The organism is Prochlorococcus sp. MIT 0801 (genome assembly GCF_000757865.1).
In the GTDB taxonomy this organism is placed as follows: Bacteria; Cyanobacteriota; Cyanobacteriia; order PCC-6307; family Cyanobiaceae; genus Prochlorococcus_B.
The window spans coordinates 1,113,963-1,137,506 of the sequence record NZ_CP007754.1 but is presented as its reverse complement, the minus strand read 5'-3'; the positions used below and the strand labels follow the sequence as shown (position 1 = coordinate 1,137,506).

41 protein-coding genes and 1 tRNA gene are annotated in these 23,544 nt (G+C 33.2%); 20 read left to right on the top strand and 22 right to left on the bottom strand.

The genetic code is table 11. The features are described 5' to 3' along the window. Positions 1-106: 106 nt before the first annotated feature. The 7 genes from EW15_RS06170 to EW15_RS06145 all read right to left on the bottom strand — a co-directional run bounded on the left by EW15_RS06170 (position 107) and on the right by EW15_RS06145 (position 4,155). Positions 107-1,801, bottom strand: coding sequence for a YdiU family protein (locus EW15_RS06170; RefSeq protein WP_038653226.1), 1,695 nt, complete (start codon positions 1,799-1,801; stop codon positions 107-109). Positions 1,802-2,013: 212 nt separating this feature from the next. Next, a complete protein-coding gene (locus tag EW15_RS06165; RefSeq protein WP_038653224.1) occupies positions 2,014-2,265 on the bottom strand; it encodes a hypothetical protein in 252 nt (83 codons plus the stop codon). Positions 2,266-2,268: 3 nt separating this feature from the next. Next, positions 2,269-2,487: a hypothetical protein gene (locus tag EW15_RS06160; protein WP_038653222.1), complete on the bottom strand. Its 219-nt coding sequence runs from the start codon at positions 2,485-2,487 to the stop codon at positions 2,269-2,271. A 210-nt stretch (positions 2,488-2,697) separates the two neighbouring features. Further along, on the bottom strand, positions 2,698-3,042 hold the full coding sequence (locus tag EW15_RS06155; RefSeq protein ID WP_038653219.1) for a hypothetical protein: 345 nt from the start codon (positions 3,040-3,042) through the stop codon (positions 2,698-2,700). Positions 3,043-3,146: 104 nt separating this feature from the next. Beyond that, positions 3,147-3,218: transfer RNA gene (locus EW15_RS06150), tRNA-Gly, on the bottom strand. Between the two features lie 65 nt (positions 3,219-3,283). Further along, a complete protein-coding gene (locus EW15_RS11265; protein ID WP_197049655.1) occupies positions 3,284-3,448 on the bottom strand; it encodes a hypothetical protein in 165 nt (54 codons plus the stop codon). Between the two features lie 110 nt (positions 3,449-3,558). Further along, complete coding sequence (locus tag EW15_RS06145) at positions 3,559-4,155, bottom strand: hypothetical protein (protein ID WP_038653216.1); 597 nt, start codon at positions 4,153-4,155, stop codon at positions 3,559-3,561. Positions 4,156-4,443: 288 nt separating this feature from the next. Here EW15_RS06145 and EW15_RS06140 point away from each other — a divergent pair, with 288 nt between their 5' ends. The 3 genes from EW15_RS06140 (at position 4,444) to EW15_RS06125 (ending at position 5,332) form a co-directional block, all read left to right on the top strand. Continuing rightward, on the top strand, positions 4,444-4,611 hold the full coding sequence (locus tag EW15_RS06140; RefSeq protein WP_225866530.1) for a hypothetical protein: 168 nt from the start codon (positions 4,444-4,446) through the stop codon (positions 4,609-4,611). 198 nt (positions 4,612-4,809) lie between these two features. After that, a complete protein-coding gene (locus tag EW15_RS06130) occupies positions 4,810-4,992 on the top strand; it encodes a hypothetical protein (protein WP_011294630.1) in 183 nt (60 codons plus the stop codon). Between the two features lie 55 nt (positions 4,993-5,047). Beyond that, positions 5,048-5,332, top strand: coding sequence for a hypothetical protein (locus EW15_RS06125; protein ID WP_011294629.1), 285 nt, complete (start codon positions 5,048-5,050; stop codon positions 5,330-5,332). A gap of 159 nt (positions 5,333-5,491) precedes the next feature. Here the strand turns inward: EW15_RS06125 and EW15_RS06120 are convergent, their stop codons facing one another. Both EW15_RS06120 and EW15_RS11260 read right to left on the bottom strand, forming a co-directional pair. After that, positions 5,492-6,289, bottom strand: coding sequence for a TIGR01548 family HAD-type hydrolase (locus tag EW15_RS06120; protein ID WP_038655264.1), 798 nt, complete (start codon positions 6,287-6,289; stop codon positions 5,492-5,494). Between the two features lie 29 nt (positions 6,290-6,318). Beyond that, on the bottom strand, positions 6,319-6,471 hold the full coding sequence (locus EW15_RS11260; protein ID WP_193743128.1) for a hypothetical protein: 153 nt from the start codon (positions 6,469-6,471) through the stop codon (positions 6,319-6,321). Positions 6,472-6,854: 383 nt separating this feature from the next. Between EW15_RS11260 and EW15_RS06115 the strand changes: the two genes are divergently transcribed. Both EW15_RS06115 and EW15_RS06110 read left to right on the top strand, forming a co-directional pair. Beyond that, the gene (locus EW15_RS06115; protein ID WP_011294627.1) at positions 6,855-7,058 is read left to right on the top strand and encodes a hypothetical protein; all 204 of its coding nucleotides are present in this window, start codon (positions 6,855-6,857) and stop codon (positions 7,056-7,058) included. Positions 7,059-7,146: 88 nt separating this feature from the next. Continuing rightward, on the top strand, positions 7,147-7,359 hold the full coding sequence (locus EW15_RS06110; protein ID WP_011294626.1) for a hypothetical protein: 213 nt from the start codon (positions 7,147-7,149) through the stop codon (positions 7,357-7,359). A gap of 84 nt (positions 7,360-7,443) precedes the next feature. On the opposite strand, the gene EW15_RS06105 is transcribed toward EW15_RS06110, so the two are convergent. Next, positions 7,444-7,665 (bottom strand): hypothetical protein, encoded by a 222-nt coding sequence (locus EW15_RS06105; protein ID WP_225866529.1) that lies wholly within the window; start codon positions 7,663-7,665, stop codon positions 7,444-7,446. A gap of 294 nt (positions 7,666-7,959) precedes the next feature. Between EW15_RS06105 and EW15_RS06100 the strand changes: the two genes are divergently transcribed. The 5 genes from EW15_RS06100 (at position 7,960) to EW15_RS06085 (ending at position 11,838) form a co-directional block, all read left to right on the top strand. Beyond that, the gene (locus tag EW15_RS06100) at positions 7,960-8,175 is read left to right on the top strand and encodes a hypothetical protein (protein WP_038653206.1); all 216 of its coding nucleotides are present in this window, start codon (positions 7,960-7,962) and stop codon (positions 8,173-8,175) included. Between the two features lie 2 nt (positions 8,176-8,177). Further along, positions 8,178-8,441, top strand: a complete 264-nt coding sequence (locus EW15_RS06095; protein ID WP_038653203.1) for a DUF1651 domain-containing protein — start codon at positions 8,178-8,180, stop codon at positions 8,439-8,441. Positions 8,442-8,684: 243 nt separating this feature from the next. Beyond that, the gene (locus tag EW15_RS10570) at positions 8,685-8,861 is read left to right on the top strand and encodes a DUF4278 domain-containing protein (RefSeq protein ID WP_369793855.1); all 177 of its coding nucleotides are present in this window, start codon (positions 8,685-8,687) and stop codon (positions 8,859-8,861) included. Positions 8,862-9,898: 1,037 nt separating this feature from the next. Then, positions 9,899-11,443, top strand: coding sequence for a tetratricopeptide repeat protein (locus EW15_RS06090; protein ID WP_225866528.1), 1,545 nt, complete (start codon positions 9,899-9,901; stop codon positions 11,441-11,443). After that, on the top strand, positions 11,440-11,838 hold the full coding sequence (locus EW15_RS06085) for a DUF6165 family protein (protein ID WP_197049654.1): 399 nt from the start codon (positions 11,440-11,442) through the stop codon (positions 11,836-11,838). The genes EW15_RS06090 and EW15_RS06085 overlap by 4 nt, the downstream gene beginning before the upstream one ends. A 16-nt stretch (positions 11,839-11,854) precedes the next feature. Here EW15_RS06085 and EW15_RS06080 read toward each other — a convergent pair whose 3' ends face one another. The 3 genes from EW15_RS06080 to EW15_RS06070 form a co-directional block, all read right to left on the bottom strand. Next, on the bottom strand, positions 11,855-12,046 hold the full coding sequence (locus EW15_RS06080) for a hypothetical protein (protein WP_038653197.1): 192 nt from the start codon (positions 12,044-12,046) through the stop codon (positions 11,855-11,857). 307 nt (positions 12,047-12,353) lie between these two features. Beyond that, the gene (locus EW15_RS06075; RefSeq protein ID WP_052041181.1) at positions 12,354-12,680 is read right to left on the bottom strand and encodes a hypothetical protein; all 327 of its coding nucleotides are present in this window, start codon (positions 12,678-12,680) and stop codon (positions 12,354-12,356) included. Between the two features lie 119 nt (positions 12,681-12,799). After that, positions 12,800-13,021, bottom strand: coding sequence for a hypothetical protein (locus EW15_RS06070; RefSeq protein ID WP_038653194.1), 222 nt, complete (start codon positions 13,019-13,021; stop codon positions 12,800-12,802). 100 nt (positions 13,022-13,121) lie between these two features. Between EW15_RS06070 and pip the strand changes: the two genes are divergently transcribed. After that, positions 13,122-14,072 carry a prolyl aminopeptidase gene (gene pip / locus EW15_RS06065; RefSeq protein WP_038653191.1) on the top strand — a complete coding sequence of 317 codons (951 nt, stop codon included), beginning with the start codon at positions 13,122-13,124 and terminating at the stop codon, positions 14,070-14,072. A 94-nt stretch (positions 14,073-14,166) separates the two neighbouring features. Here pip and EW15_RS06060 read toward each other — a convergent pair whose 3' ends face one another. Next, the gene (locus EW15_RS06060) at positions 14,167-14,391 is read right to left on the bottom strand and encodes a hypothetical protein (protein ID WP_038653188.1); all 225 of its coding nucleotides are present in this window, start codon (positions 14,389-14,391) and stop codon (positions 14,167-14,169) included. Positions 14,392-15,176: 785 nt separating this feature from the next. On the opposite strand from EW15_RS06060, the gene EW15_RS11255 reads away from it, so the two are divergent. Next, positions 15,177-15,353: a hypothetical protein gene (locus EW15_RS11255; protein WP_197049653.1), complete on the top strand. Its 177-nt coding sequence runs from the start codon at positions 15,177-15,179 to the stop codon at positions 15,351-15,353. 877 nt (positions 15,354-16,230) lie between these two features. Then, positions 16,231-16,515 (top strand): hypothetical protein, encoded by a 285-nt coding sequence (locus tag EW15_RS06055; RefSeq protein WP_038653185.1) that lies wholly within the window; start codon positions 16,231-16,233, stop codon positions 16,513-16,515. 190 nt (positions 16,516-16,705) lie between these two features. On the opposite strand, the gene EW15_RS11250 is transcribed toward EW15_RS06055, so the two are convergent. From EW15_RS11250 to EW15_RS11245, 6 genes are all read right to left on the bottom strand, one after another. Continuing rightward, positions 16,706-16,846, bottom strand: a complete 141-nt coding sequence (locus tag EW15_RS11250) for a hypothetical protein (RefSeq protein WP_197049652.1) — start codon at positions 16,844-16,846, stop codon at positions 16,706-16,708. Then, on the bottom strand, positions 16,846-17,094 hold the full coding sequence (locus EW15_RS06050) for a hypothetical protein (RefSeq protein ID WP_038653182.1): 249 nt from the start codon (positions 17,092-17,094) through the stop codon (positions 16,846-16,848). The genes EW15_RS11250 and EW15_RS06050 overlap by 1 nt, the downstream gene beginning before the upstream one ends. A gap of 22 nt (positions 17,095-17,116) precedes the next feature. After that, positions 17,117-17,446 (bottom strand): hypothetical protein, encoded by a 330-nt coding sequence (locus EW15_RS06045; RefSeq protein ID WP_038653179.1) that lies wholly within the window; start codon positions 17,444-17,446, stop codon positions 17,117-17,119. 504 nt (positions 17,447-17,950) lie between these two features. Beyond that, positions 17,951-18,331, bottom strand: coding sequence for a hypothetical protein (locus EW15_RS06040; protein ID WP_038653176.1), 381 nt, complete (start codon positions 18,329-18,331; stop codon positions 17,951-17,953). A 141-nt stretch (positions 18,332-18,472) separates the two neighbouring features. Next, positions 18,473-18,886 carry a DUF1499 domain-containing protein gene (locus tag EW15_RS06035; RefSeq protein ID WP_038653173.1) on the bottom strand — a complete coding sequence of 138 codons (414 nt, stop codon included), beginning with the start codon at positions 18,884-18,886 and terminating at the stop codon, positions 18,473-18,475. 173 nt (positions 18,887-19,059) lie between these two features. Next, positions 19,060-19,230, bottom strand: a complete 171-nt coding sequence (locus EW15_RS11245; protein WP_197049651.1) for a hypothetical protein — start codon at positions 19,228-19,230, stop codon at positions 19,060-19,062. A gap of 289 nt (positions 19,231-19,519) precedes the next feature. On the opposite strand from EW15_RS11245, the gene EW15_RS06025 reads away from it, so the two are divergent. The 3 genes from EW15_RS06025 (at position 19,520) to EW15_RS06015 (ending at position 20,763) form a co-directional block, all read left to right on the top strand. After that, positions 19,520-19,723 carry a hypothetical protein gene (locus EW15_RS06025; RefSeq protein ID WP_038653167.1) on the top strand — a complete coding sequence of 68 codons (204 nt, stop codon included), beginning with the start codon at positions 19,520-19,522 and terminating at the stop codon, positions 19,721-19,723. A gap of 7 nt (positions 19,724-19,730) precedes the next feature. Further along, positions 19,731-19,937, top strand: coding sequence for a hypothetical protein (locus tag EW15_RS06020; RefSeq protein ID WP_038653164.1), 207 nt, complete (start codon positions 19,731-19,733; stop codon positions 19,935-19,937). Positions 19,938-20,286: 349 nt separating this feature from the next. Next, positions 20,287-20,763: a hypothetical protein gene (locus EW15_RS06015; protein WP_038653161.1), complete on the top strand. Its 477-nt coding sequence runs from the start codon at positions 20,287-20,289 to the stop codon at positions 20,761-20,763. A gap of 59 nt (positions 20,764-20,822) precedes the next feature. Here EW15_RS06015 and EW15_RS06010 read toward each other — a convergent pair whose 3' ends face one another. Then, on the bottom strand, positions 20,823-21,107 hold the full coding sequence (locus EW15_RS06010) for a hypothetical protein (protein WP_038653158.1): 285 nt from the start codon (positions 21,105-21,107) through the stop codon (positions 20,823-20,825). A 183-nt stretch (positions 21,108-21,290) separates the two neighbouring features. Here EW15_RS06010 and EW15_RS06005 point away from each other — a divergent pair, with 183 nt between their 5' ends. After that, positions 21,291-21,620: a hypothetical protein gene (locus EW15_RS06005; protein WP_052041180.1), complete on the top strand. Its 330-nt coding sequence runs from the start codon at positions 21,291-21,293 to the stop codon at positions 21,618-21,620. 235 nt (positions 21,621-21,855) lie between these two features. Next, positions 21,856-22,101, top strand: a complete 246-nt coding sequence (locus EW15_RS06000) for a hypothetical protein (protein WP_038653156.1) — start codon at positions 21,856-21,858, stop codon at positions 22,099-22,101. Between the two features lie 46 nt (positions 22,102-22,147). On the opposite strand, the gene EW15_RS11240 is transcribed toward EW15_RS06000, so the two are convergent. Continuing rightward, positions 22,148-22,456 (bottom strand): hypothetical protein, encoded by a 309-nt coding sequence (locus EW15_RS11240; RefSeq protein WP_197049723.1) that lies wholly within the window; start codon positions 22,454-22,456, stop codon positions 22,148-22,150. Positions 22,457-22,512: 56 nt separating this feature from the next. On the opposite strand from EW15_RS11240, the gene EW15_RS05990 reads away from it, so the two are divergent. Together EW15_RS05990 and EW15_RS05985 are read left to right on the top strand one after the other, a co-directional pair. Then, positions 22,513-23,244, top strand: coding sequence for a type 1 glutamine amidotransferase (locus tag EW15_RS05990; protein WP_038653148.1), 732 nt, complete (start codon positions 22,513-22,515; stop codon positions 23,242-23,244). A gap of 33 nt (positions 23,245-23,277) precedes the next feature. Further along, positions 23,278-23,475 carry a hypothetical protein gene (locus tag EW15_RS05985; RefSeq protein WP_038653145.1) on the top strand — a complete coding sequence of 66 codons (198 nt, stop codon included), beginning with the start codon at positions 23,278-23,280 and terminating at the stop codon, positions 23,473-23,475. Positions 23,476-23,544: the final 69 nt, after the last annotated feature.

Genomic DNA, 23,544 nt, shown 5'->3' with positions numbered 1-23,544 from the left:
AAGCCATCAAAAGAATCTTTTTATGCTTGCTTTTCCTATTGAGGATAATTAAGCTTTTTTTTAATTCACAACCCTTGCTACGTAGAATTTGAATTTTGGTTTTATTTCATGATGAACAGCTGTAATGGGAAACCCCCCCAGCTCCAAAGAATTTCTTGGGCTTAAGTCTGTCATATTTTTTCTGTATTTCTAATGATTGCTCCTCGTAAGGTTCATCTAAAACAGCTTGTAGCTCTTTTATGAGGCCATAATCGCCTTCCTCTGCCTTTTCGTATGCTGGTGTAATGAGCCATTCCCGCCAAGTGTATTTAGGATTAATGCTTTTCATCTTTGCCGAAATTTCATTTTGATCACCTTTGCTTATTACTTGCTCCCGCCATCTTTGTAGCCAACTGATCCACTTGCTCTCAGTCTCTTCTGAAATTGGTAGATAGAAACTATCTTTTAAGTCCGTAAGTTTGTTTGGAATACTTGAAAGTTTTCGGAAAAAGATTGTGTAGTCCACCTTTGTGTGAACCATGAGCCGTAGCATTTCATTTACTAAAGGTGCGTCATAGGTGACTAGGCCTAGTTTCTTTGCCCACATGTTCTCCATTTTTTGATTCATGACTGTAGTAAATCCATCACGGATACTATCGAGCCTTTCCAGTGACTCTGCGTTGCCATTAAGCAGAGGTCGAAGAGCCCCCCAAAACATTTGATAATTTGCTTCGGCAGCAACTTGTTGGTTAAAGAATGCAAAATGTTCCCCACCTCCTGTCCAAGGTTGGAATCTCGGATCGAAGAGTTCGCAAAATCCAAATGGACCGTAATCGAGGGTGAAACCACCTGCAGCACAGTTGTCACTGTTGAAATTACCTTGGCAATAGCCGATCCGCATCCAATTAGCTACTAATGATGTGAGTCGTTCTCGGAATGAATTTGCAAGCTCAACGACTTGATTGCTAAAGCTAAGAGTCGGATCAATTTCTTTCTTATAATTTCTTATGATTAAGTGCTTCACAATCATCTCGAGCTCTTTCATTGCATCTTGATGCTCATTGTTGCGTACTCGACGTGCAAAGAGTTCTATCTGACCAACCCGTAAAAATGATGGTGCAACTCGTGTTGAGATTGCGGCTGGGGTCTCTACCAATATGTCTGGATTGATTGAATTTGAGTCTTTTGTATACCAAGGCCTGCGGACTGTTTCAGATCTAGAGGCATATAGTGTGAGAGATCGTGATGTTGGTACTCCAAGTGACTGCATATAATCCTGCGCCAAAAACTCACGAACACTTGAACGTAGCACTGCTCGTCCGTCAGCTCCTCTGCAGTATGGTGTAGGCCCTCCTCCCTTAAGTTGCATCTCCCATCTTTTGCCATTAAATATACCTTCAAATACTGAAATTGCTCTACCATCTCCATAGCCGTTACCTGTCCCAAATGGACACTGTTGAGTATATTCAGTTCCATAGATCGATAGTGCGTAACCAGTAGCCCAACCAACTGGTCGCATGGGTGCTGTTGCAACACTTATATCGCCTGAAAATAGACGACGAAAAAGTTCATCTAGAGCAAGTTCTTGACTCAGGCCTAATTCGTTAAATAATGTTTTACTGTGCGTGACATATTCTGGCTTTGAAATCGCTGTTGGAGTGACAGGTACATAGTGACCAGAAAAGACTTCTCGTGTTAGGTGGTCGTCACCATCCTCAGTTGCCTGAGGGTCAGCTTCGAGTGAATCCATGAGTGAGTAGTCAGCCTGTTTCGCAAACTCAGAAAAAGTTCTTGTTTTCGGCATAGCTTCAGTACTGCTCATTCAGACCTATTGGTGGTTAGTTAAGTCTTTAAATTTGATGATTCTTTCATTTATATTTCTAGCATAGATCCGTAGCTTTAATGCTGAAAAATTTTATTTGAACCAGTAGATAAGACTTAAAAAATTTGGAGTGTAATATTGTTGATTCAGTTATGTCGATGAGAAAGTTGCAAGACATAAAAGTAGATGGCCAATATAATTCGTTTTAAAAATTAATTCGTATCAGCTACATTTTTAAAAAACTCACAATAAACCATTAAATCAGATTCTTTTTCTGTCTTGAGATTTAGGTCTGAGATTGCTTTTTCCGTTTCAATTCTGTAGGCATACCAATCTAGGCAAAGATTTCTTTGCCTTTGAGTTTCAGAGATTAAATTTGTTTTTAAGGAACTGACTGGAGATGTGTTCTTGGTACAGCCACTCATAAATGCAGCAAATACAATAATAGAAAGAAAGTGTTTCATCTTTTAATTAATTTTTGAGTAACTTGTGATGACGGTTGAATCATAAATGAAGCCGACTTCATTAATTAAAGGTCTTCCTTCATGATTAGAAAACATTGTGATTGATTTACTTTCTCCAGCTTGCTCTAATAAATTGGCAGTACAACGATACTCTTTCTTTATATCTCTATAAAGACAAATATTTTTTTCTTCTTTCATAAGTTTTGTTCTATTCACTTTCATAGACTGCTGTCTATTCTTTAGACGGAACATAAATCTCGAAGCTGAATAAGCTTGTCTCAAGAGACTCTTATTAGATCGAATAATTAGAAATTAAAAAGATTTTTCCATATTCTTATTTAGAATTCTGTCGCATTAGTCATATCTTCAGCCTCTTTTTACAGAACTAAGTTATTTGAAATATAAGTACTTCTCATTTTGCGAATTGGTTGCTTATCTAAAAAGACCTGTTTTTTTCTTTTGAGTTTTTGCCTCTAGTTGTTCTTCTACGGCTAATGTTGCTTTCTTATGAGCAATTTTAGCCTCAATCATTGTGGTGATTGAAATCAAAAATAAGCCTCCTATCCCAATTAATTGTTGAGATTTTGTTGGCTCTGTATCACCATTCAAAATGGCACCTAAAACGAACCAAGCTGTAGCGGCTCCTCCAGTTGCAAAGTAAGGAATCCAGCGACGTTGGTAAAGGTATCCAGCACCTAATCCTGGAAGAAAATTTAATGTTGTAGCTACCCATCCACTGGATGATGCAAGAATTTGTTCCTTCGAGGGATTATCCATGGAAATCTTAAAAAATTAATTATGTCTATATCAGTTGTTTTCTGTGGACTGAACTTGCAGTTGTGAGTTACACCACACAATTAGAATCCCTTTTTTTTGTTTTAAGCGGATGACCAGACTCGAACTGGCGACATTCAGCTTGGGAAGCTGACGTTCTACCACTGAACTACACCCGCAGATGTTTAAGTTAGCGAAGTTGAGGAGCCTATTCCTATCTTTAGACACTTTCTGAAATGAGAGCCTAATCAGTTCTTTGAATGCCTATATGTCTGTTTTTACTGTCTGCTTCAATTTCTTTCTTGATCATTTCGTAAAGGGCCAATTCTTCTGGATCATCTGAACCAAGTCCATAGCCCATCGTTGCAGCAAGATAAATTTTGTGTTGTCTATGAGAACTTAGACTCATTAGCTTTTAAACAATAAACTAAGTTAGGGGTTGAATCATCTTATCTAAGAAGATAACTGCAAATGTAATTTAAATAAATCACAGTGATCTAGAAGTTGATCAATATCTGATTAAGCAGAAATGATTTCTTTTTTTCTTGATCTCTTTAAAACTGCGTAAAAAGTTAAAACACTTATCGTTCCAGATGGACCTATAAATACATGCCATATTTGTTCACCTGAACTTGAAAGTAGAATTCCGAAAAAAGTAGTAAAGATTACTCCCGTGATCGGATAAATAAGGAAGACCCAATCTTTAAAGCAGCTCCACCATTGCGATATAAGTAGAATACTTATCAATACTTGAATTAAAATAGTTGTTGACTTGCCTAGAAACCAATAAGAAAAAACCGCGGCAATTATTAACAAAATATTACTAGTTATGATCGACTTGTTTTTAGCTACTGAAATAGTAAAGAACGATAATCCAATAGAAAGAAATGAATAAAACAGCCAATTGTATATTGATGAGTGATCTACATATATCCAATCCGTAGTCGTATGATCGAACATCTCAAACATTGAGGCAAGACCTAGTGAGATAAAGGCAAAAGGGGTTAGCAAAGGAAATCTAATTTGCTTGAATTTGTTCCTGGACTTAATTCCAATAATGATTGGGATGAGAAAAGCTTGTAGATGTGCTAATAACAATAATGATCTGAAGGTCAATTAAATTAATTTTGAGCTAATACGAAATTAGCAACTTTATTGAAATCTTCCTAACACGATAGCTAATGTTTTTTAAAGAAACTTACTAGAGATTGAAACTGGGTTTGTTGTTTAGCAGAGAAAATCCGAGGACGGACAATTCGAATATTTGGACGTTGACCGCACATTCAAAAAATATTAAAGAGAATATTCATATTCAAGCTAATACTAAGATAAAAGCAACAAGTAAAGCTGCCAGAAGATATGCACTTTATTTCTCCAAATTCACTATCAAGATTATTTGCTGTAATGGCGGTGACAGTTTATGAGATGATGGGTTTTTTTGCGGTTTTAGATCCTTTAATTAAAGGCTTTATCCAAGTTGCTCTTGTAATTGGACCATTGAGTCTTGTCGGTGTGATTTTGTTACTTAGAAAAATTGAAAAAGATCATCCAGAACGTATACGCTGGAAGTAATGAGAAAAGAAGACGAATTCAACTCTGATTCGAATTATCCAGAAAACTTTTGGCCGAAGATATTAACTCTTCTTTGTATTGGGGTTTTTATTTATTGGGTTATGACTTCTCAAAATGCTGATAAAAATCTGGATAAATATCTTTTTGACCCAATACACAGACTTTTTGACAGAATAAAAATAAATGAGTTTTTCGTAAATGATTAACAGACTTATTTCAAGTGAAAGATCAAAATGGATTTTTGTGATTGGAGTGGTTGCAATTGGTGCAGGATTCACGGCAAAGAATGTGATCTCCTATCCAACTGAATGTATGAGTGAAGAAGTTGTACAAAAGTTTGTTACACCTAAAGGAATTACTAGGAATTTCACCATTTTCTAGTTTTTTTCCTCGATAAGTCCAAAAAGCCTCTACATTTGAAGAAAGAAATTTTAAAATGTTTTTTTTTAATCCTTTTTGGCCTTTAACAGCTTTAAGAATCGCTTCGTTAAAAGCAACTTCAACATTACTTTTACTTCTTTTAATTAAATCAAACCTTCTTCGTTTGAAAGGTGGCCTCATAGGAGGACTTGTTGCACTCACACTTATTTCTGGATTGATTGTCTCCACTACAGTTGCAGGCGGAGCTGCTTACTATATTTTTCAAAATAAAAAATCAAATGATGATGACGTAAACATGTCTGACGATGATGTAATTAATGCTGAAGCAGTCTCAGTTTGATATTGTTTTGCAGTTACGTCTCAAAGATTGATAACTACTCAAAACTAACCAATTGTTTTAACTACCTTTCTGACATATTCAATTTAGAAATTTTATATAAATATTTTTTTTGGACAATTGAGAAATTGTAAGAATTAAAAAATTGAATTATTTAATTATCTATTGGTTTATGAACAAATTTAGGGTTTCATTTTTTAAATTGTCCATCGATTTAATTATCAAGTCTGCACCTGCTTTTTTTAACTCTGCCTCATATCTGAGACGTTTCTCTCTACTTGAATCTACATGTAAGTGTGGGGGGGCAATCGCGAGACTGATAAATTTCTGATCAGGGATCTTAATTCGAGCATTTATAACTGTTTTAACGTCTGCAACAGTATCTCCAATATATGCAATTGGGGGATTGGAAAAACCTAAGGGCTTTTTTGAAAGTTTTGATGATAATGAAATAAAACCTGTTGGATCAGGTTTTTCTGGTGCTTCACCCATTGCAATCAAGGGAGCAGAGGCTAAGCCGAGCCTTTGCTCTAAAACAAATTTCGCTGATGGTAATTCAGCTCCACTTACGAAACCCCAACCAATTCTTCGCTGAGTTAATTCCTCAAAAAATGTTTTTTTGACTAATAACGTCTCATCTTTAATAAAGCCTGACCATTCACTAGAGTCATGATTTGGATCTCCACCAAAATAAAAGTTTTCAAAGCATTCAATTAAAATTTTTCTAGACGGAGCTGAAAAAGAAAGATTGTTTTTTTGTACATGTCTGTTAATCATTTCTAGGCTCAAATCCCAATCGTTGTTCCAACAGCCTTCACTTTTTATAGAATCAATATCTTCTATTGAGGGTCTCCACCCACTAAAAAAATTTACAGTTTCTTGGATAGCTAATCGATAGCTGTTGGTCACGTCACGAATAACCCCATCTATATCAAGTAAAATTAGGCCAATATTATTCATCATTGAGTTTTCTCTCTAATTACAAAAGTTCAATGGAATTTATTGTTTAGGTGAAGCTTAAGTTCTAACTCACGATCTTTGAGTACTTTTTCATTTTTAATAATTCGATTACCAAGCCACGCAATACCCACACCAATTACCGCAGGTAAACCAATTGCCGAAAATCTTGTAATACTATTCATTGGTTTAATAAAAATGCAAGAGATTTTGTTTCAGTCTTCTTTGAAGTTACCAAGCAATTTTAAAAATTAAAAATTTAAGTTAATTTCAACTTGTTTTGGTTCTTCTTAAATCCCTCCATAAACAAGCCATCAAATAGAAATAACCTGCCATGGAAATTATGAAAAATGATGTCATCAGCTTTGTTCTGCTGTGGACATTTGAAAAATTGAAGCAGAACTAACTACTAAAAGTATCGCGAACAAAATTATGTGATAAGGAGTAAGCATGAATAATTCAAAAAGACTCTATGAATTTAAACAACTGTTAATGCCGTTGTTGTAGTGCAATGCGAAGTTTTTTAGGGTGGTTACACCAATATTTGAGAAAATGAGGTAAAACCATATTGAACAAATTGTATGCAATGGTTAGTTTCCTTTTCTTAATACTTAAGCCAGTGCTCTTTTTGATGTTGAAAAAATTTTTTAAGAAGCAAATGAAAGCTTTTATTATCAGCGCAATTGAATGGCTCGTTCTTCAAACAGATAATGATCTAGACGATAAGATTCTTGCGAAGGTGAAAAGTGGAATGAAATTAGGTGTCGTTTGAGCAAATGCTTGAACATGTGGTAAATGGATTTAATACATTGACTCTATGGAAAATACATTTATGGTCTTGTTGTTGGTGACTGCAAACTATGACTGAAAAATGTGAAACGAAGTGGTCACCCACTGAAGATCAAATCGATAAAATCATTATTCCAGCAATGCAGGGAACTGCTCAGCAATACGCTAAGTATGCTAGTGAGCTCCAATGTCCTCCTGCTTTTATCGCGCTAATGCTTCGAGATATTGCTGATACTTTTGAAGAAAATGCAATTACATCCGAAAAAGGTTGTGATTGTTGTTAAAACACCTCAATTCGTTTCCAAATCAAAAGTCAGTTAGTTAATTATCCAGTTACCCCTATTAGGCATTGGTTTTGATACTTTTCCTTATTTGCCAATTAAGCACAAGTAACGAGGAATACCCGAACTTTTTTTGTACTCCTTACCTTGTTCCTCGCATTGCGACATGTTTTTCATTTCTATTTTTTCTATACCGTAGGTGCTGTTTTGAAGGATCAACCAAAAACTTTCAGCTTGTGCATTCTTAGCTGTAAAAAATAAAGCTGATGTGAAAAACAGCAAATAGTGTTTCATAAATCTTCTTCTCATAACTAACTCTATCTAGAATTAAGCCCTGCTTGAGGAGGGATTTCCTCTTTTCACCCGTACTGGTTAGCCCTACCAGAACCGACCTGTAGTAATGGATAATTCTTGTTAGTTTCTTACCAATTTCTCGATTTAAACCAAAAAGATTTTAGCTATGCCAGCAATTAACAAAATTACTGCAGCTAAACTATTAGTCTTAATAAACCTTCCCGTTTTTCTTTTAATAGCAGGTGTTTACCAAATTGGCTCTGCGGTAATAGTTTAGATAACTACTTTACATAATATTTTTTATTAGTTATGGGCAAATGGACTCCGTCACAAAAGCAAAAGTCAGGTTTAATTAGCAGAACATTCGATTTCTTTATTGATGAATTAGCTGAATTGCAGGAGGAACTCGATTGCCCAGATGAATTCATATGTGATTTTCTTGAAATTGTCAAAAATCGTTGGTCACCAGATAGTTGTCATTCAAAGGCAAGACAGCATAAAAGAGATAATCCAAGCTCCTACTAAAAATGCAACATGAAAGTTGGCTTGTGAAGAAAGATCGTGTCTGGGCAATGAGGTTTTTTCAAGACAAACACTCTGATGAAGACGGAACTACATATATGAGGGTTCACTACGCTAGCTGTAGGCTTGGATTCCTACACGGTATTACTCCTCATGTTGAGTTACATGAAAGTGAGAAATTAACTTATGAAAAAGCAAGAGACCTATGGAGGTCTTCAGTGGAAACAGAGTGGGAAGTTTCTGAGAAACCTTTATGGAAGACCCTTTAGAACTGATGAAAAAATATTTTTAGTCTAATTCTCCGTTAATTTAGATATGCACAAAAAAATTAATGAGAAATTTGAGTACATACCACTAGATGGTTTTGTATCGTGATGAACTACATGGGCCATCTATACGTAACATAATATTTTTTGTAGCAACCGCTACCAAAACGTTCAACTCGCTACATTGCGAGCCGCATCTCGATTTAAGCCAAGGAACGGGGACTTAAATCAACATTCGGAGTATGGATGATGACAACTCTTCTTTATCGTGGACAAAACTATGTCCAGCACAAAGAGCATAAAGCACAAAAAGATTGTGTTGAGCTCACTTACAGGCGTAATCACTACAACACATGCAGAAGTGATGCTAGATCTGAGCTGAATTCCCAATTGTCTTATCGTGGTCACCGATATCAGCATTAGCTAGAAAACTATTTTTATGAGGCCCTGTTTCGCAGGGCCTTTTTTTTTGCCTAAATGAATCTTCTTTCGATCTAACAGCTATTAACTTTTACAGCGTTTCCTTTTTGTTAGCCCTCATAAAATTTGCAAGTGGATGCTGTTGGATGGCTTATACATTCTTTGTCCCAGAACTCTTCTCTCGTTTCATTGGGAACCGTGTAAGAGAAGTCATGCATTGTACGAATATCACTTAAAGCATTTATGATCATGTTGATAGGAGTTTTAAGTTTCATAATCCTCCATGTGGATAAATACGTTCTAACCTACCTTGCTGATTTTATACACTTCGGCTTTTACTCAAGTTGAATTTACAGGTATTTAATTAGTGAATTTAAGATGAATTTTGCATCAAAGGATATGCTCATAGATTTACTAAGTTGTTGATCTGTACTGCACGCTTCATATCACTCAAAATAATCAATTAATTGCCTTATCGTCTATGGAGTTGCGATGAAATGAAAACCTTGGTCTTTTTCTTGCTCTAGTAAATGAAACCATCGAACATTAGTCCTAATAATTAGAGGCAACTGATTAGCTCTCTACATTGTTTAGAACTTTGAAAAAGACATTAACTATTACATGTGTTTTGAGAACGAGATCAGGAAAAAAACGAATGTAATGTAATTGCACTAATTACATTTTTAAGATGGGTGAATCATTATGGAAAGCATTTTTCGGTTTCATTGCTCTGGGTATCTCTCGTATAGCTATTGTTTTGATGAGTTTCTCTTATTATAAGTAACTTGATTTCATACTCTTTAGTTGGCAAATGAATTTTATTACTTTAATAACTAAAACAAATCGTTGTATTAATTGAGATGGCTTAGTAAATAATCAAAAAAGTGACTTCTTTTTAAAACATAAAAATTTCTAAGATGCTTCTTTTTTGAAATCAGAGTGATAGTATATATTAATAGACATAAAGGTGGTGAAGAAGTCACATTCATAATTATGAAAGCTATCAAAAAAATACTCACCTTGAAAATAAAAAAGTAATAGTGCAAATATTTCTAGTTCCATTATGTGCTGGGAAGATTAAAGAAAATTCTTCTTTTTCTACCAGTAATTCAAATCAAAAAATAAAAGAGCAAGCTATTCTTTTCCATAAAAAAGGGGAAATTATAAAAGCAATTAAGTATTATCAATATCTTATTGATTCAAATTTTAAAGATCCACGTGTATTTTCTAATTATGCAATTATATTGTACGATATTGGTAAATTAAAAGAAGCTGAAGAATTAGTTCTTTCAGCTATTGAAATTAAGCCGGATTTGGCTGAGGCTCATAATACTTTAGGAAATATATTCAGAGATCAATCCAAATTAATTGAAGCTGAAAGATCATTTAGAAAAGCTATTGAAATCAAGCCAAGTCTTGGTGGTGCTTATAGTAATTTAGGCAATGTATTGAGCGATCTGGGGAAACTAAAAGAAGCAGAATTAAATACAAGAAAAGCTATTGATTTAAATCCTAATTCTCATACCGCACTTTCCAATCTGGGAAGTACCTTGATTGATCTTGGCAAATTAAATGAAGCAGAAAAATCTCTTCGAAAAGCTATTAAAATTGAACCTAGGTTTGCAGAAGCTTATTTCAATCTTTCTTTTATTGAACTACTAAAAGGTGATTATAAATCAGGTCAAGAACACTATGAATTTAGATTCAAAAAAAAGAATCCTTCCTATCTATACGCTAATCCGATAATTAAAAGATTAGATGATACAAATTTTAAAAAAGAAGAAAAACTTCTAGTTGTTAGTGAACAAGGTTTAGGAGATACACTTCAATATATGCGATATATTCCCTATCTTAGAAAATCAGGCTTTGAGATTAGTTTTTGTGCTCAACCAAAACTTCATACATTGATTAAAGCATCAAATATTGACGCCAATCCATTATCCCCTGAGGAAGCAAATAAGGTTTCAGAAGGATATTGGCTACCTTTATTATCAATACCAATGTATTTGAAAGTAAGCCCAAAAAATCCAATCATTTCTAAGCCATATATCTATCCTAATGATGAATTAATAGAAAAATGGAGAAATCTAATTAATACAGAAACAAAACCAATAATTGGTATTAACTGGCAAGGCAATACAGAAACAGAAAAAACTTATCATGGACGTTCAATCCCTTTAGAGTTTTTCTCGAGTTTGCTTAATAATAATGATATTTTAATGCTTTCTTTGCAAAAAGGATTTGGATCAGAACAAATAAAAGATTGTTCCTTTAAAGATAAGTTTGTAAAGTGTCAAAAATTAATCGACTCAACTTGGGATTTCCTCGAAAATGCTGCAATTATTTCTAATTGTGATTTAATAATTACATGTGACACTTCAATTGCTCATTTGGCTGGAGGGATGGGTAAGAAAGTATGGCTTCTTCTCAGAGAGCGACCTTTTTGGACTTGGGGGTTACGTGGAGATAGAACTTTCTGGTATCCTTCCATGAAATTGTTTCGACAAAAACAAATGCATAATTGGCCTGAATTAATGTTGAGAGTTTCAAAAGAGTTGAAGAAAGAAATTGAGGAAAGAATTTGATTTCAAAAGATAAAGATTTTTTTAATTTGTTTATTCCTGCCTCTGTGGGAGAACTAATAGACAAAATAACAATTCTAGAAATTAAAAGAGATCATATGACTGGGATAAAGCTTAAGAATGTAAATAGAGAACTGGAGTTGCTTAGATTTATTCTTAAAGATAAAGATATTTCTATTGCTAGTGAACTAGTTTCTAATCTCAAGAGTGTTAATAAAAAACTTTGGGATATAGAAGATAGAATTAGACTTAAAGAAAAAAGACAAGAATTCGATAAAGAATTTATAGAAATAGCTAGATCTGTTTATAAAGAAAATGATATTAGGTCATCTATAAAAAAAGACATCAATAGAAAGTTTAATTCTGAAATTATTGAGGAAAAATCTTATAAATATTAATAACTAAAAATTAAAATTATAATATAAATACAAGAATAATATGCTTAAGAAATTGATGCATATCTACTTTTAAATAGTCACGGGAGCAACCATATTTTTTTTCAGCTAACAGATCAAAAGCAATTTGTTTTTTTTGAGTAACCTTGCAAGTAACTATCTGATCGGCAACGACCTTTCTGATAGGACGCTCAACATCAAGTAATGGCATAGATCATGATGTAGTTCTTTATATTGTTATTCAGCTCTATAAGCCATGCTATCAATGGGTTATTTGGATCTAGCTATTTAGGTAAAAAAGGGTATTCTAAATCATCTCCTTCTTGCTCTTCATAGAATTTACCTACTTCATTTCCATATAGATATTTTGATATCTTGGTGAAGAAATTTTGCATTGAAAATAAAAAACGGTCTGTGCAGACTCAGACCGTTGGTGTATTTCTTCTTATCTATTTAAATACATTATTCAAGTTAGTGCGATTGTAAGGAATACCCAAATAAATGATTTAAAGACTAACTTAGTTTGTATTAATGGGAAAGAGAACTGATAAGGAAGGTATTTCAATTTTTTTTTGGACTTTCAACCATCTATTCACTTTATTTTTTAAAAAGAAACCAAAACCTAGATCAATAAAAACATATAGACATAGGGAATAGCAGAAAATCACATAAAAAATTGAGTGACATATAAATGCATCTATAAGCTTGGATTTTTTTTCATCAGTTCTTAGTTCTACAACACTTTCCTTGGGTGACTTGAAATCACTTATTGAATTAGTCGCTATTGACTCCACCCATCCAAACTGAGCTAGTTCTTGATCGATTATTTGTTGCGCTGAAGTCATAAAAAGGGATAATTTTCAATTACTACCCTTTTTATCGCTTAGAAATTTAAGTTCTAGTTTAATGTTACATTTTTTGGTTTTTATCTTATTTTGCTTGAAGACGAACACAATGATACAAGTTAATTTTTGCCATTGCATCTTTGAACTGCAAGCATATTTGCTTCCGCATGATTTTTTTCTAATTTCCAAATCTTATTTGAAGTTTGTCCAATACAAACAACTTCAGCTGCATTTTTTATTCCAACTGGTACTTGAGTTAAAGCTAAGACCATTAAGGCAAAACCAGTTCCAGGGGCATGTATATTCAACCGAAAGCTTTTGAGCCAATTTTTCTTAGGCATTAATCAATTCCTTATTGATAATCCTTTATAGCTAATTTTGTTATGTATGCTTGAGTTGAATGACACAGCGTATTAGTAAAAGACGAGTATTTAATTAAAAATGTTATTTCCGGAAATAGAAACTAACGAACAAGGGATATTAAATGTCAGTCCCCTACACTCCATCTACTGGGAAAGAAGTGGTAATCCAAATGGTTTGTCTGTCTTGATTATTCATGGTGGCCCGGGAGGAGGTAGCAGTCCTTCCTATCGAAGATATTTTGATCCAAAAAAATTTAATATTGTTCAATTTGATCAAAGAGGATGTGGTAGATCTACTCCTCATTCTGAGTTAGAAGAAAACACCACTCATCATTTAATTGAAGATATTGAAAAGTTAAGAAAGCTTTTAAAAATTGAATCATGGCATGTCTTTGGGGGCTCATGGGGGTCCACCTTAAGCTTAATTTATGCCATTCAACACACAGGAAAAGTTTTAAGTCTTACTCTTAGGGGTATATTTTTGTGCAGAAAAAACGAATTAAGTTGGTTCTATCAAAAAGGTGCAAGTGAGATTTTCCCTGAAGAATTCGATCTTTATCAATCTGTTATTCCGCCAGATGAGAGAGGGGATTTGATTAATGCTTTCCATAAGAGATTAACAAGTCAAGATAGATCTGAGAGAGCTAAGGCGGCATATGCTTGGACTAGATGGGAAATGTCAACTAGCTTTCTCACGCCAAGAGAACTATCAATTAATAAATCTACTAATGATAATTTCTCCGACTCTTTTGCGCGTATCGAATGTCATTATTTTATTAATAATATTTTTTTAGAGGAGGATTATATTCTAAAAAATATTACTAAGCTAAAAGGTATTCCTGTTTCGATTGTTCAGGGAAGATATGACGTTGTTTGTCCAATGAGAAGTGCATGGGACCTTAGTAATTCATTACCCATGTCGAAACTTTATGTAATCGATAATGCAGGACACTCAATGAAAGAAATTGGAATTTCTAAAACATTAATTGAATTGACGAATAAGTTAGCCAATTCTTTCTCAAATCTCTAAGGTTTAGTAGCTGTTATTAGCCCTTGATAATATTTATAAAATTCTTCAAGCATTAAAAATTTAAGAATATTTTTTTTTAATTCCCTTCATTAATTTAATCTTGCTTGTTCTTTTGATTAATATCGCCAATAGCTTTTACTTGGAACTTTTTAGCCTGTCTCCATACAGCTACTATTATTAAAGCAATGAAGGCAATTACTGGTAAAAATCTCAGGACTTCCATCGTGGAAGGTTCCACAACTAAAGATTTAAAGGGATCACTAAGAGATACTGGAACGACTTCGTACGAATTTACTAGCTCATTTAGATCTACTTGCATTTTCTTAGAAAGTTATGTTTAACTCTATAAAAAAAATGTGCATATTTTTATATGACTCATTCGTTTGTGACTCGTATGTATAAAATAAACTTATAGCAGTAAATAACGTTAATCCTTTAAGTGATTTAAGTTACCTCTCTCGCTTTCCTTGATTCACTAACATTCGGATTTGTTCCATATATGAACCTCTCATTTTTTGAGACGATTATTTGTTCAAGACTTAATAGGATTAACCAAGAAGGAAAATCCTATTAAGTCCACCTGTTTAAGATATTGCGATAGCTTTAAAATATCTCAAACTTTTAAAATGTTTTATTTAGTCTTGTTATTTTATGTGGTTTCTTTGTAAGAGACTCCTAATTTACTCTTTCAGCAAAGTCTTAGGAAGGAGAACTGTCATATTCCTTTCCCTTAATCACATGAAGTCATCTTTTGATACGGCTTTTATTCTTTCTCAAAAGGTTAAAGCAAATCATGGGCTATTTTAGAGATTTCTTTACTAGTAGTGGGCGCGTTTGCATTTTTACGGATTAATAAATTGTTTGGTATAAATTTGAGTAATAGGTATTTAGGTGATTCGCTTTCTTTGAATAAGATTTTAAAGTTCTATACTTCGTACCATTTTCAACTATCTATCTAATACTACAGTGGTTTTGCGATATGAAAGCTCTGCGGATTTATTTTTATTAAGTTTGTATGTTTTGTACTTGATTGGATGTCAATGGATTTATTTACCGATTGATAAAACTTTTTCAGAAGCTAAAAAAGTATAGTTACATGTTTTTATGACGAGAGCTCAATTTGCAGCGCTACCTTTACCCAAATGCTCGACTGAAGTGAAAATCATTGAACGAAGTTGGGGGATTGAAAGGTGCTTCGTAACACCAGATGGTGAAAAGGTATGTACACCTGCTCCTTTTTTGACAAATCATCGAAACCTAGATTGGACTTGCTTAGCTTAAATAGCTTCTAGTCAAAAATAATTTAATAACTGTTTAAATCAAATTTAGATTTTGATACCTTTGTTTGATTTTTGCTTAATCTGTTTTGTCCTTCTGACATATGAAAAATCGATGCAGAACTGGTTATCAGTAAAATTCCAAACATGATGGCATGATAAGGAGTAAACATTTTTTAGATACAAATGTCATTAAACTAGCTACTTCTACTAATAGTATTTGGTAGTGCAATGCGAATGTTTTTAGGGTAGTTTCACCCATGCATTGTCTCTCTGAGCGACCTAAAACTTATACATGTATTTGACTAATCCAAATTATGAAATTGTTTACCCCATTCAGTATTCCGAAGGCAGGTATGACAGCCCTTCCTAAACGAAATAATAAAGCTTCATCCAAAAAGACACACTAGAATTATCAGCAATATCCAATAGAGTTGTATTATTCAACTATTACCTCGGGCGATAATATGAAGCGTGAAGCTTTGATTAGCGAATCAAGTGAGCTATAAATACTTTGGTTTCGGTATGATAGGGAGAGTTAAGGTCTAAACCTAAATGTTTGGAACGAGAGGGAAAGGCTTGAATCAAATGGATTCCAAATTCTAATGAATAGCAATAGGATAAATAGAGCATTGGCAAAAAAGATATTCAGGTAATGATTGTTAACCGGATAGAGCCGTGTAGACCCACAGTAAGATTAAAATCAAATTAATAAATTTTTAATAGGATCTAAGTTGATTTTGTTTAATTTCGTTTTTAAGCTCAAAAATAAAAGATAATCAAACTGTGAGTTTTTAGACTACTTAATGTATAGATTTTGAACATCTTTCACTATTTAAAAGTAATTTAATTAGATTAGATTCTTAAATAAGAAAGTAAGCATGACATCAGACATTGAATACTATAAGCAACTTTCTAAAAAGGTAAGTACGAATCAAGATAAAATTAGTTTCTTTGATCAAAATCAAAAGGCATTTTACGTAGACATTTATTCTGATAGTTGGTCAAAGATGATGGAGGCATATGCTAAAGCAGAGAACTTAAGTTCAGAGCAATTAAATAAAATTGAGGAAATGAAATGGAATGAGATGCCTGAAATTTTGAAGATTTTTGCTTATGATTATTGTATTCTTAATGGTTTTGTTTTTACTGGAGTTGGGAAGTGAATGATATTGATCAATCCACTATTAAAAAATATTTTAGGCACTTATTCATGTGAATAATTTACCTCTTTATGTTCTTAGTAGATTAATTTTTTTATTTTTATTTCTTTAGTAACTCGTCATATGCTTGTCGCCTCTGGGCTCGTTGATTTCTAATTGCTATATGTACAACTTGATTTATATAGGGTGCAATTTAGTTTTTCTTTTTAGTCCTTTTGCTTTTGGACGCAAAACCATCTTTAAAGTCAGAACCGGATTTGTTAAACCAAGCCAAGAAGGCTGCAATAGATGTTCCAATTAAAGCAGCAATTCCCCATTGAGATATTTCATCCATCAGCAAAAGATTTTCCTTCCAGTGGCAGAGTAATAGTAGCAACTACCATCAGCCCCAATATAGAACATACGGTTTTTGTATTTTGATTTAGAAAAGTGGTCAAGTCTTCTTTCATGCATATCAAAGTTTTTTGTATTTAACTCTGGATTCTTTTCTCTTTGTTCATTTGTTCCCTCTTCTGCATTCCATGCCAATTTTCTTATGAGCCAAATTGTGGCAATAATAAAAACAATAACTAATACATTCATTTATTTAGTAGACAAAAAAAATTTAGCAATAGTCCCTCAACTCTCTCCATTTATCAAGTCCTGCTTGAAGATTCTTCATTTGACTTGCGGATCCATTTGTTTTAAATGCTTTAATTAAAGACTCTGTAGCTTCTATTCCATAGCTAGCAGCTTCCCTTTGCCTTGCACAAACTCTGTCTCTGGATCCGTCTTTTAGGTCTATTTCGATTTCTTTCAGTATTTTGCTTGCTTTCTCTTGTTTTTGATAAAAATCACTCAAATATAGTTCAAATTCAGACTCAGCACTGACAGGTATGACTGACGAAAACAAGAGAACAACAAATATCAGTGATAGAAAAAATAAGCTTTTCATATTTTTATAATGGCGAACTTACTAACCTTTACAACTTATTTATATGCAATGTCATATGGGAACTCCAAGCCGGAGTATGCATAAAAATTTAGAAAATTTAAACATGAATACACGCATTCTTAAGGTTTTGTTTTCACATGAAAAATATTGAAAATCTTGCTTTTTTAATTGTGTTTCTTTGGAATGCCATGCAAGTTGATATTTATCTATATCAAAGTACCTACTGAACTATTCCCAAGCCCTTAAAAATGACATCTGCATTTGTGGTTTGTACTTTCATCACTGATTCGGTGTTGGGCAGTTAAGAAAGAAGACGCCTTCGATAAGTATTAAGAGAGGAATATAAATATTTGATTGAAGCTTGTGAAGGAAAAACACAGGCTCCTGTTATTTATATGAATAAGATAAAATCTATTACCTAAAAACATTCATTAAAAAGGGGGCATTAATTACCCCTTGATAATTAGTCTGACAATCAGAAATTTACTGGCTGTTTTTGATCTCTCAAGCAGCCAATAGTTCATCATCAGTTGGTAATAATTCAAGTGATGACTCGTCTAATTCATCACTTCCTTTTATCTCTAAAGAAATAACCTCTCCTGATTCTGGAATTAGTCCGATATTTTGCTCGGATACTACTTCGAGATTGGGTTCTAGTTTTGCTGACGATGTGACTTCAGATAGAACAACTTGTGCTACCTCAGCTTCTTTAACAAATTGAGCCCATGGGTTTACTGTTGCTGCAAGGAAGTGCCGATTAGCTTCTGTTTTGTCTCCACGAGTGATAAGTATTAAAGGAAGTGCAACGGTAAACAGACAGAAAATGGCTAGCGAAAAGTTGGCGATGGCCATTTCTTTACCAGGTTCAAATGCTGCTAGAAGCATAAAAAGAAAAGCAATTTGTATAAAAAATCACTTACTTTTTATTCTTAAGCCATACCTTCGCAAACAAACTTAATCGAAAAATTTAGTATGTTCAAAATCAATGACTTTACCTAGGTGCTTTGAGTCGTTGATTTTGATGATTTAGTTAGTGTTATCTCTTTCTGTCATTAGACGATAAGCAAAATCATCAACTCTCTTCTTGTTGACTCCATTATCTCCAATTCCAACTCTTGATTCTGATCTGACTTGAATAATACCTTTCTCTGGAATTGCTTTGAGGAGTAGATCATCGGTATATCTTCTCCATTTTGTCTTTGCTTCAGCATGAATATATGAATCAGTCTTCTCAATTATTTTTGTTCTTGGTGTTTCTGAAACTATCTTGTAGGCTTTTTTAAAAGCATTTTCTAAATCACTAACTTTAAAGTCTTCTCTCACGCAGTGAGTTAGAACAACACAATCAGGAAGATCATTTGTCATTGCATTTACTTTATAGGGAGTAAGTGTAACAACAAACAAAATTGAGAGAAAGCATGTGATAACTCTTTTAAGCATCAATAAAAAAATCTCGTAAAACTTATCCTATACAAATAAATATATCCTAAGAAAAAAATTGTGTGAATTAACTTTCGATTTTAATAATCTTTAGGATGGAAAGTTAGAGCTATAAAACTTATGAACAAAAATATGTATTAAAAAACTTTGCTAAACCTATTTGAACATACTTTTTAACTAGCTAATTCATTTCCCCATTCTTTATGTTTCCTATCTAAATCTATTATTGTGTTTTTTTGAGCATTAAGTATTAGCAAGTGATGAACTAGCTGGATTTTGGTTTCAGTCACCTCATCTGAGTAAAACTTTAGAGGTTGCTCTCCGAGCAAATTGTCGCCACTCATTACTTTAATCATTTTAAATCACTAGTTTTTTTAGGATGAAATAGGTCATAGGCATCGTTTTTTAACTTTTTTTTTCTTTTTGCTTTACATCACTCTTGCTGGTTCTCACTACCTTATCCATCCACTTGCCAAGAGTGGAAGTGGTTAAAATAACTATTAGTTTTCCTGTTAACGCTTGTTATTTACAAGCATATTACGGTGAAAATACTTTTACATAGGAATATTCTATCCTTTACCACTCTGGCTTGTTCCTTCCAAATTTGTTTTTCAATTTCTGTTTCAGTGACCAATGCACCCTGTTTTTCATTCTGAGTTTATAGGACTTGATTGGCCTGTCCTTTTTCTTGGTCACATCATTATGTTTTGGTCTTTAACCGTTAGATTTGACTGGTCTTGGATTCCTTTAACTGATCACGAGAAATTATGTGGTGATAAAGGAGATGCCTACAGAGCTCAAGTGAGTTCATTGGAGAGAACTTTTCAAAATAGCTGAAATTATAATGAAATTTCTAATTGTTTTGCCAGTAACTTTGACCTTTTTGTTCCCTACAAAAATGTATGCATCAAGATCTTCTCAGGTTAATGTTGTTTGCCAAAGTTTTGCGGCGGGCAAAATAGATGCCCTCAAAACCCTTGAAGCATTAGATTTGAACATTAATGATTACTCAATAGGTGTTACCAACACTGCAAAAATATTTTGCGCGTAGTTTCTGAGTTCTTTTATATATATCTAATAAATGTAGATAATTCTTGATCTTTAACTGAAAAAAATTATTCAGCTAATCATTTGATGTTTATTTGACAAATACGAATTTCGACACTAATGAGTATGCTATTTTTTCTTACTAAGTAATATTCTTAACTCGATGTGGGACAAATATCAATGAAAGAACAGCACTGCCATCTAATTTTAGATGGACCCCGCTTAATGAAGCAGATCTATACACTTGTGAAATAACACTTGAAAATGTAGAGCACTGGTGTGAAAATTGATAGTCTGATTTGTGTAATTGTTGATTATCTATTTCTCCTTAACTTTCGTTTCGTTAAATTCGCATGAATATCGCTCAATCATCACCCTTGTATGAATATTGGAATTCTGAGCAAGACGAGAATGATGAAAAGCAGAGACTGTTAAAGCTTAATCCAAAGGAACCTGCTTCTAATCTTTTTAGTAGTGAACCCTACAAGTGGGAGAATCTCTATCAAAGCGTTCTTAGAAACGTTATCAGTGGAGATGAATCATCATTAAAAGGATTGATGGTTTTATTATCTACAATCAGTAAAAAGGAGAAAGTTATAGTCCTTAAATCTCTAGAGACTTTTTTAAATAAGCATACAATTTATAAATTGAAAAATGAAAAATATCAGGATTTAAAGTCCAGTAAAAATTTTTATACTACCTTAAGAATATTGTTGACTATTTTTATCAATCCATATGATTTAGAATTAAAAAAAGAACCAAAACATCTTTATGAGAAAACTGGAATGTTTTTTTATAAATTTAGAAAGATGGTTTTATCAAATAAGTGAGATTTCAATTGCTGATGAAAGATTTTAAATCATAAAATATCAATTCCAGCGAAGGATAACTAATGGAGAGAAAATTTTTCTATTAATTTTTTAAGTTTTTCTGAGCGAGAGCTTTTTTGTGGTCTTGTGGCATCAAGTATTACTGCACAACATAATTGCCATGATGAACCATCTTTTAATTTCAATTCTTTTGAAATCTTAATTGGAGCAGAGGTTAAGGAAGTTACTTCATCAATATGCTCGAGTGTTTCCCAAAGTTCACTCTCTAAGAAATCTAGTTCCACTTTTGAGAGGAGTTTTGTTGCAATAAAATCTTTTACTATTTCTGTTAATTCTAATGACATTTTAATTTAATCTAATTGACAAATTCATAAGTTTAAAGGAAAAGCAGTTTGTAAAAAGTTAGTTTCTTTTGAGGTTAGCACTTATCTAAATTATTTATTTACGAACTGATTTTCAAATTTCATCCCTAAAGAGTTAATTCAGAAAACTATGATATGAGAAAGAAATAAATTATCGAAAAATAAATGAGCATGGAGATTACAACCGAATCCGCAAAAAAGGCACAAAAAGAAGCTGAATGGGCATATAACAAGGCGATGGAAAAGTTCTATTATTCAATGTTGGAGGTTGTTTTCTTAAAAATTAAAAGTCATCTATCTACGCAGGGGCTCCAGAAAGTGGTGGAGATAGATAAAAGAAGAGCTAACAACGAAAATCTGGGAGTTGAATTTAGTCAAAAAACTTGGTCGGTATTAGCTGAAGCATGGACAGGTGCAGAGGGCTTGGCGATGACAAAGATCGCTGAATTATATGGGCTGGAGATATCTGATTTGGACATATCCAAAATTCAATAGCTTGATGGAAATGATGGTTCTCCAAAATGCACTAAATCAAACTAACTTTGATGTACATTGAATCTGTCCTGAATATTTTCACTGATTGATTTGAAGTTGCAACAACTAAAAAAATTCTTGAAAGAAAGAAAAAAGCTACTTAAAAAGGAATATCTTAAGAAATTTGTTGAAAAAAACAAACAAGCTTTGACTTGAATTGGTGGTATTTATTCCTATGTCGTATTAGTCTAGGTATATGACATATTATGCAAAGCCAAATTATATTCAATATGATGAATGGTTTGATAACAATATTGATCCGTGCGAATTAGAGTATGAGAAGGAAAAAAAGTTTAGTGATTCTGTTCACGAGATGTTTTATAAAATGTCAAAACATAATTTAATTATCGGTGGATCGGAGTCTGTTGCAGATTTAAATAAACCTGAGAGATGTTCAGATGGCTTTTGCTCATTAACCGATGAAGAACTTAAGCAACTCTAATTAAATGACAAAAAAAAATTATGAATTTGGATGATCGGTTATTTATTTATTTAGAAGCTTTTACTTTCTTTCTTTTGTCTACAATGTTTTTTCTTTTGTATAAAAGCAATAAGTGGTTCCAACGCTCTAGAGCATTCTCTAAAAAAGATGATTGAATTATTCCTATGAAATATTTACTACTATTACCTGTATTTTTCGTACTAATCACTCCTTCGGAAGCTGTTACTACCAGAATGTTTAAAGTTCTAGATACTTGCGCAAGATATAGGCTGAAAGAGAAAACGGCTTTAGTCGCAATAAAAGATCTCAAACTCAAATATGATGGTAAAGATGAAAGTGAGGCAGAGCTATTCATCAAATTGTATTGCTCAGTTTTTACTCCAAATGAAAATGTAGATTTTTAATTTATTAATGAGTCGTTTACTTGTTCTCCAGCATTTAGCTCGCGAGCGACCTGGACTCTTTGTCAAAGTTGCGAAGGAAAGGGGGTTTACTGTTTGTACTTTTCGTTTGGACCTTGGAGACTCTCTTCCAGAACTTATGAATGGAGATTTGCTTTTGGTTTTGGGTGGACCTATGGGTATAAGTGATTTAGGAACTTCAACTTATCCATGGCTTATAGAAGAAGTTGGTCTAATAAAAGAAGCCTTAAATCAAAATATTGGGATAATAGGTGTATGCTTGGGAGCACAGCTTTTAGCTTATGCAGCTGGTGGTGATGTTGAAAGGCTTCAGGATGAGGTATCTAATGAACCATTAGCTGAAATTGGGTGGGATAATATCTTTCCTCAATCATTAGACAATAACTGCAATCTGAAAACTCTTTTAGGTCGCTCTTTCCCTGTCCTGCATTGGCATGGAGATAGAATCTTATTGCCTAATACTGCAGAGCTGATCGCTAGTAGTTGTAGATGTAAGGAGCAATTATTTAGTATTAATTCATTAGCTTATGGGATTCAATTTCACGTTGAGATAGACAATGAGATGGTTAATACCTGGATTACAGAAGATCAGAAATTTATTTCTTCCGCATTAGGGACTGATGGTCAATCCATTCTTAAACAACAACAAAAAGAATTTGGTCGTAAAACATTAGACTCCAGATTAGAATTTTTAAATATATTGTTTGACCTATTAAACTGATAGATTTTATTTAACTGCTTAAAATATTCTGAAATGATTGATGACTTCACATTGGAGCAGTGCAGAAAAGATAGAGAAATTCTTCAATTAAAAATTAAAAATCTTGAGCACGGTATCAATGAAGCTGAAAAGATGATAGCTGAGTCACATATGAATGATGAAGCATTAACTTTTTTAAGAAGAAAAGTCGCAGAATCTAACCAAGATTTAGCAATTCTATATTTGATCTAATAATTTCAAGTTAGTTGAAATTATTGTAGAAAGTAACTTTTAGATTTTAATAAAGTGAATTAGCCGTAC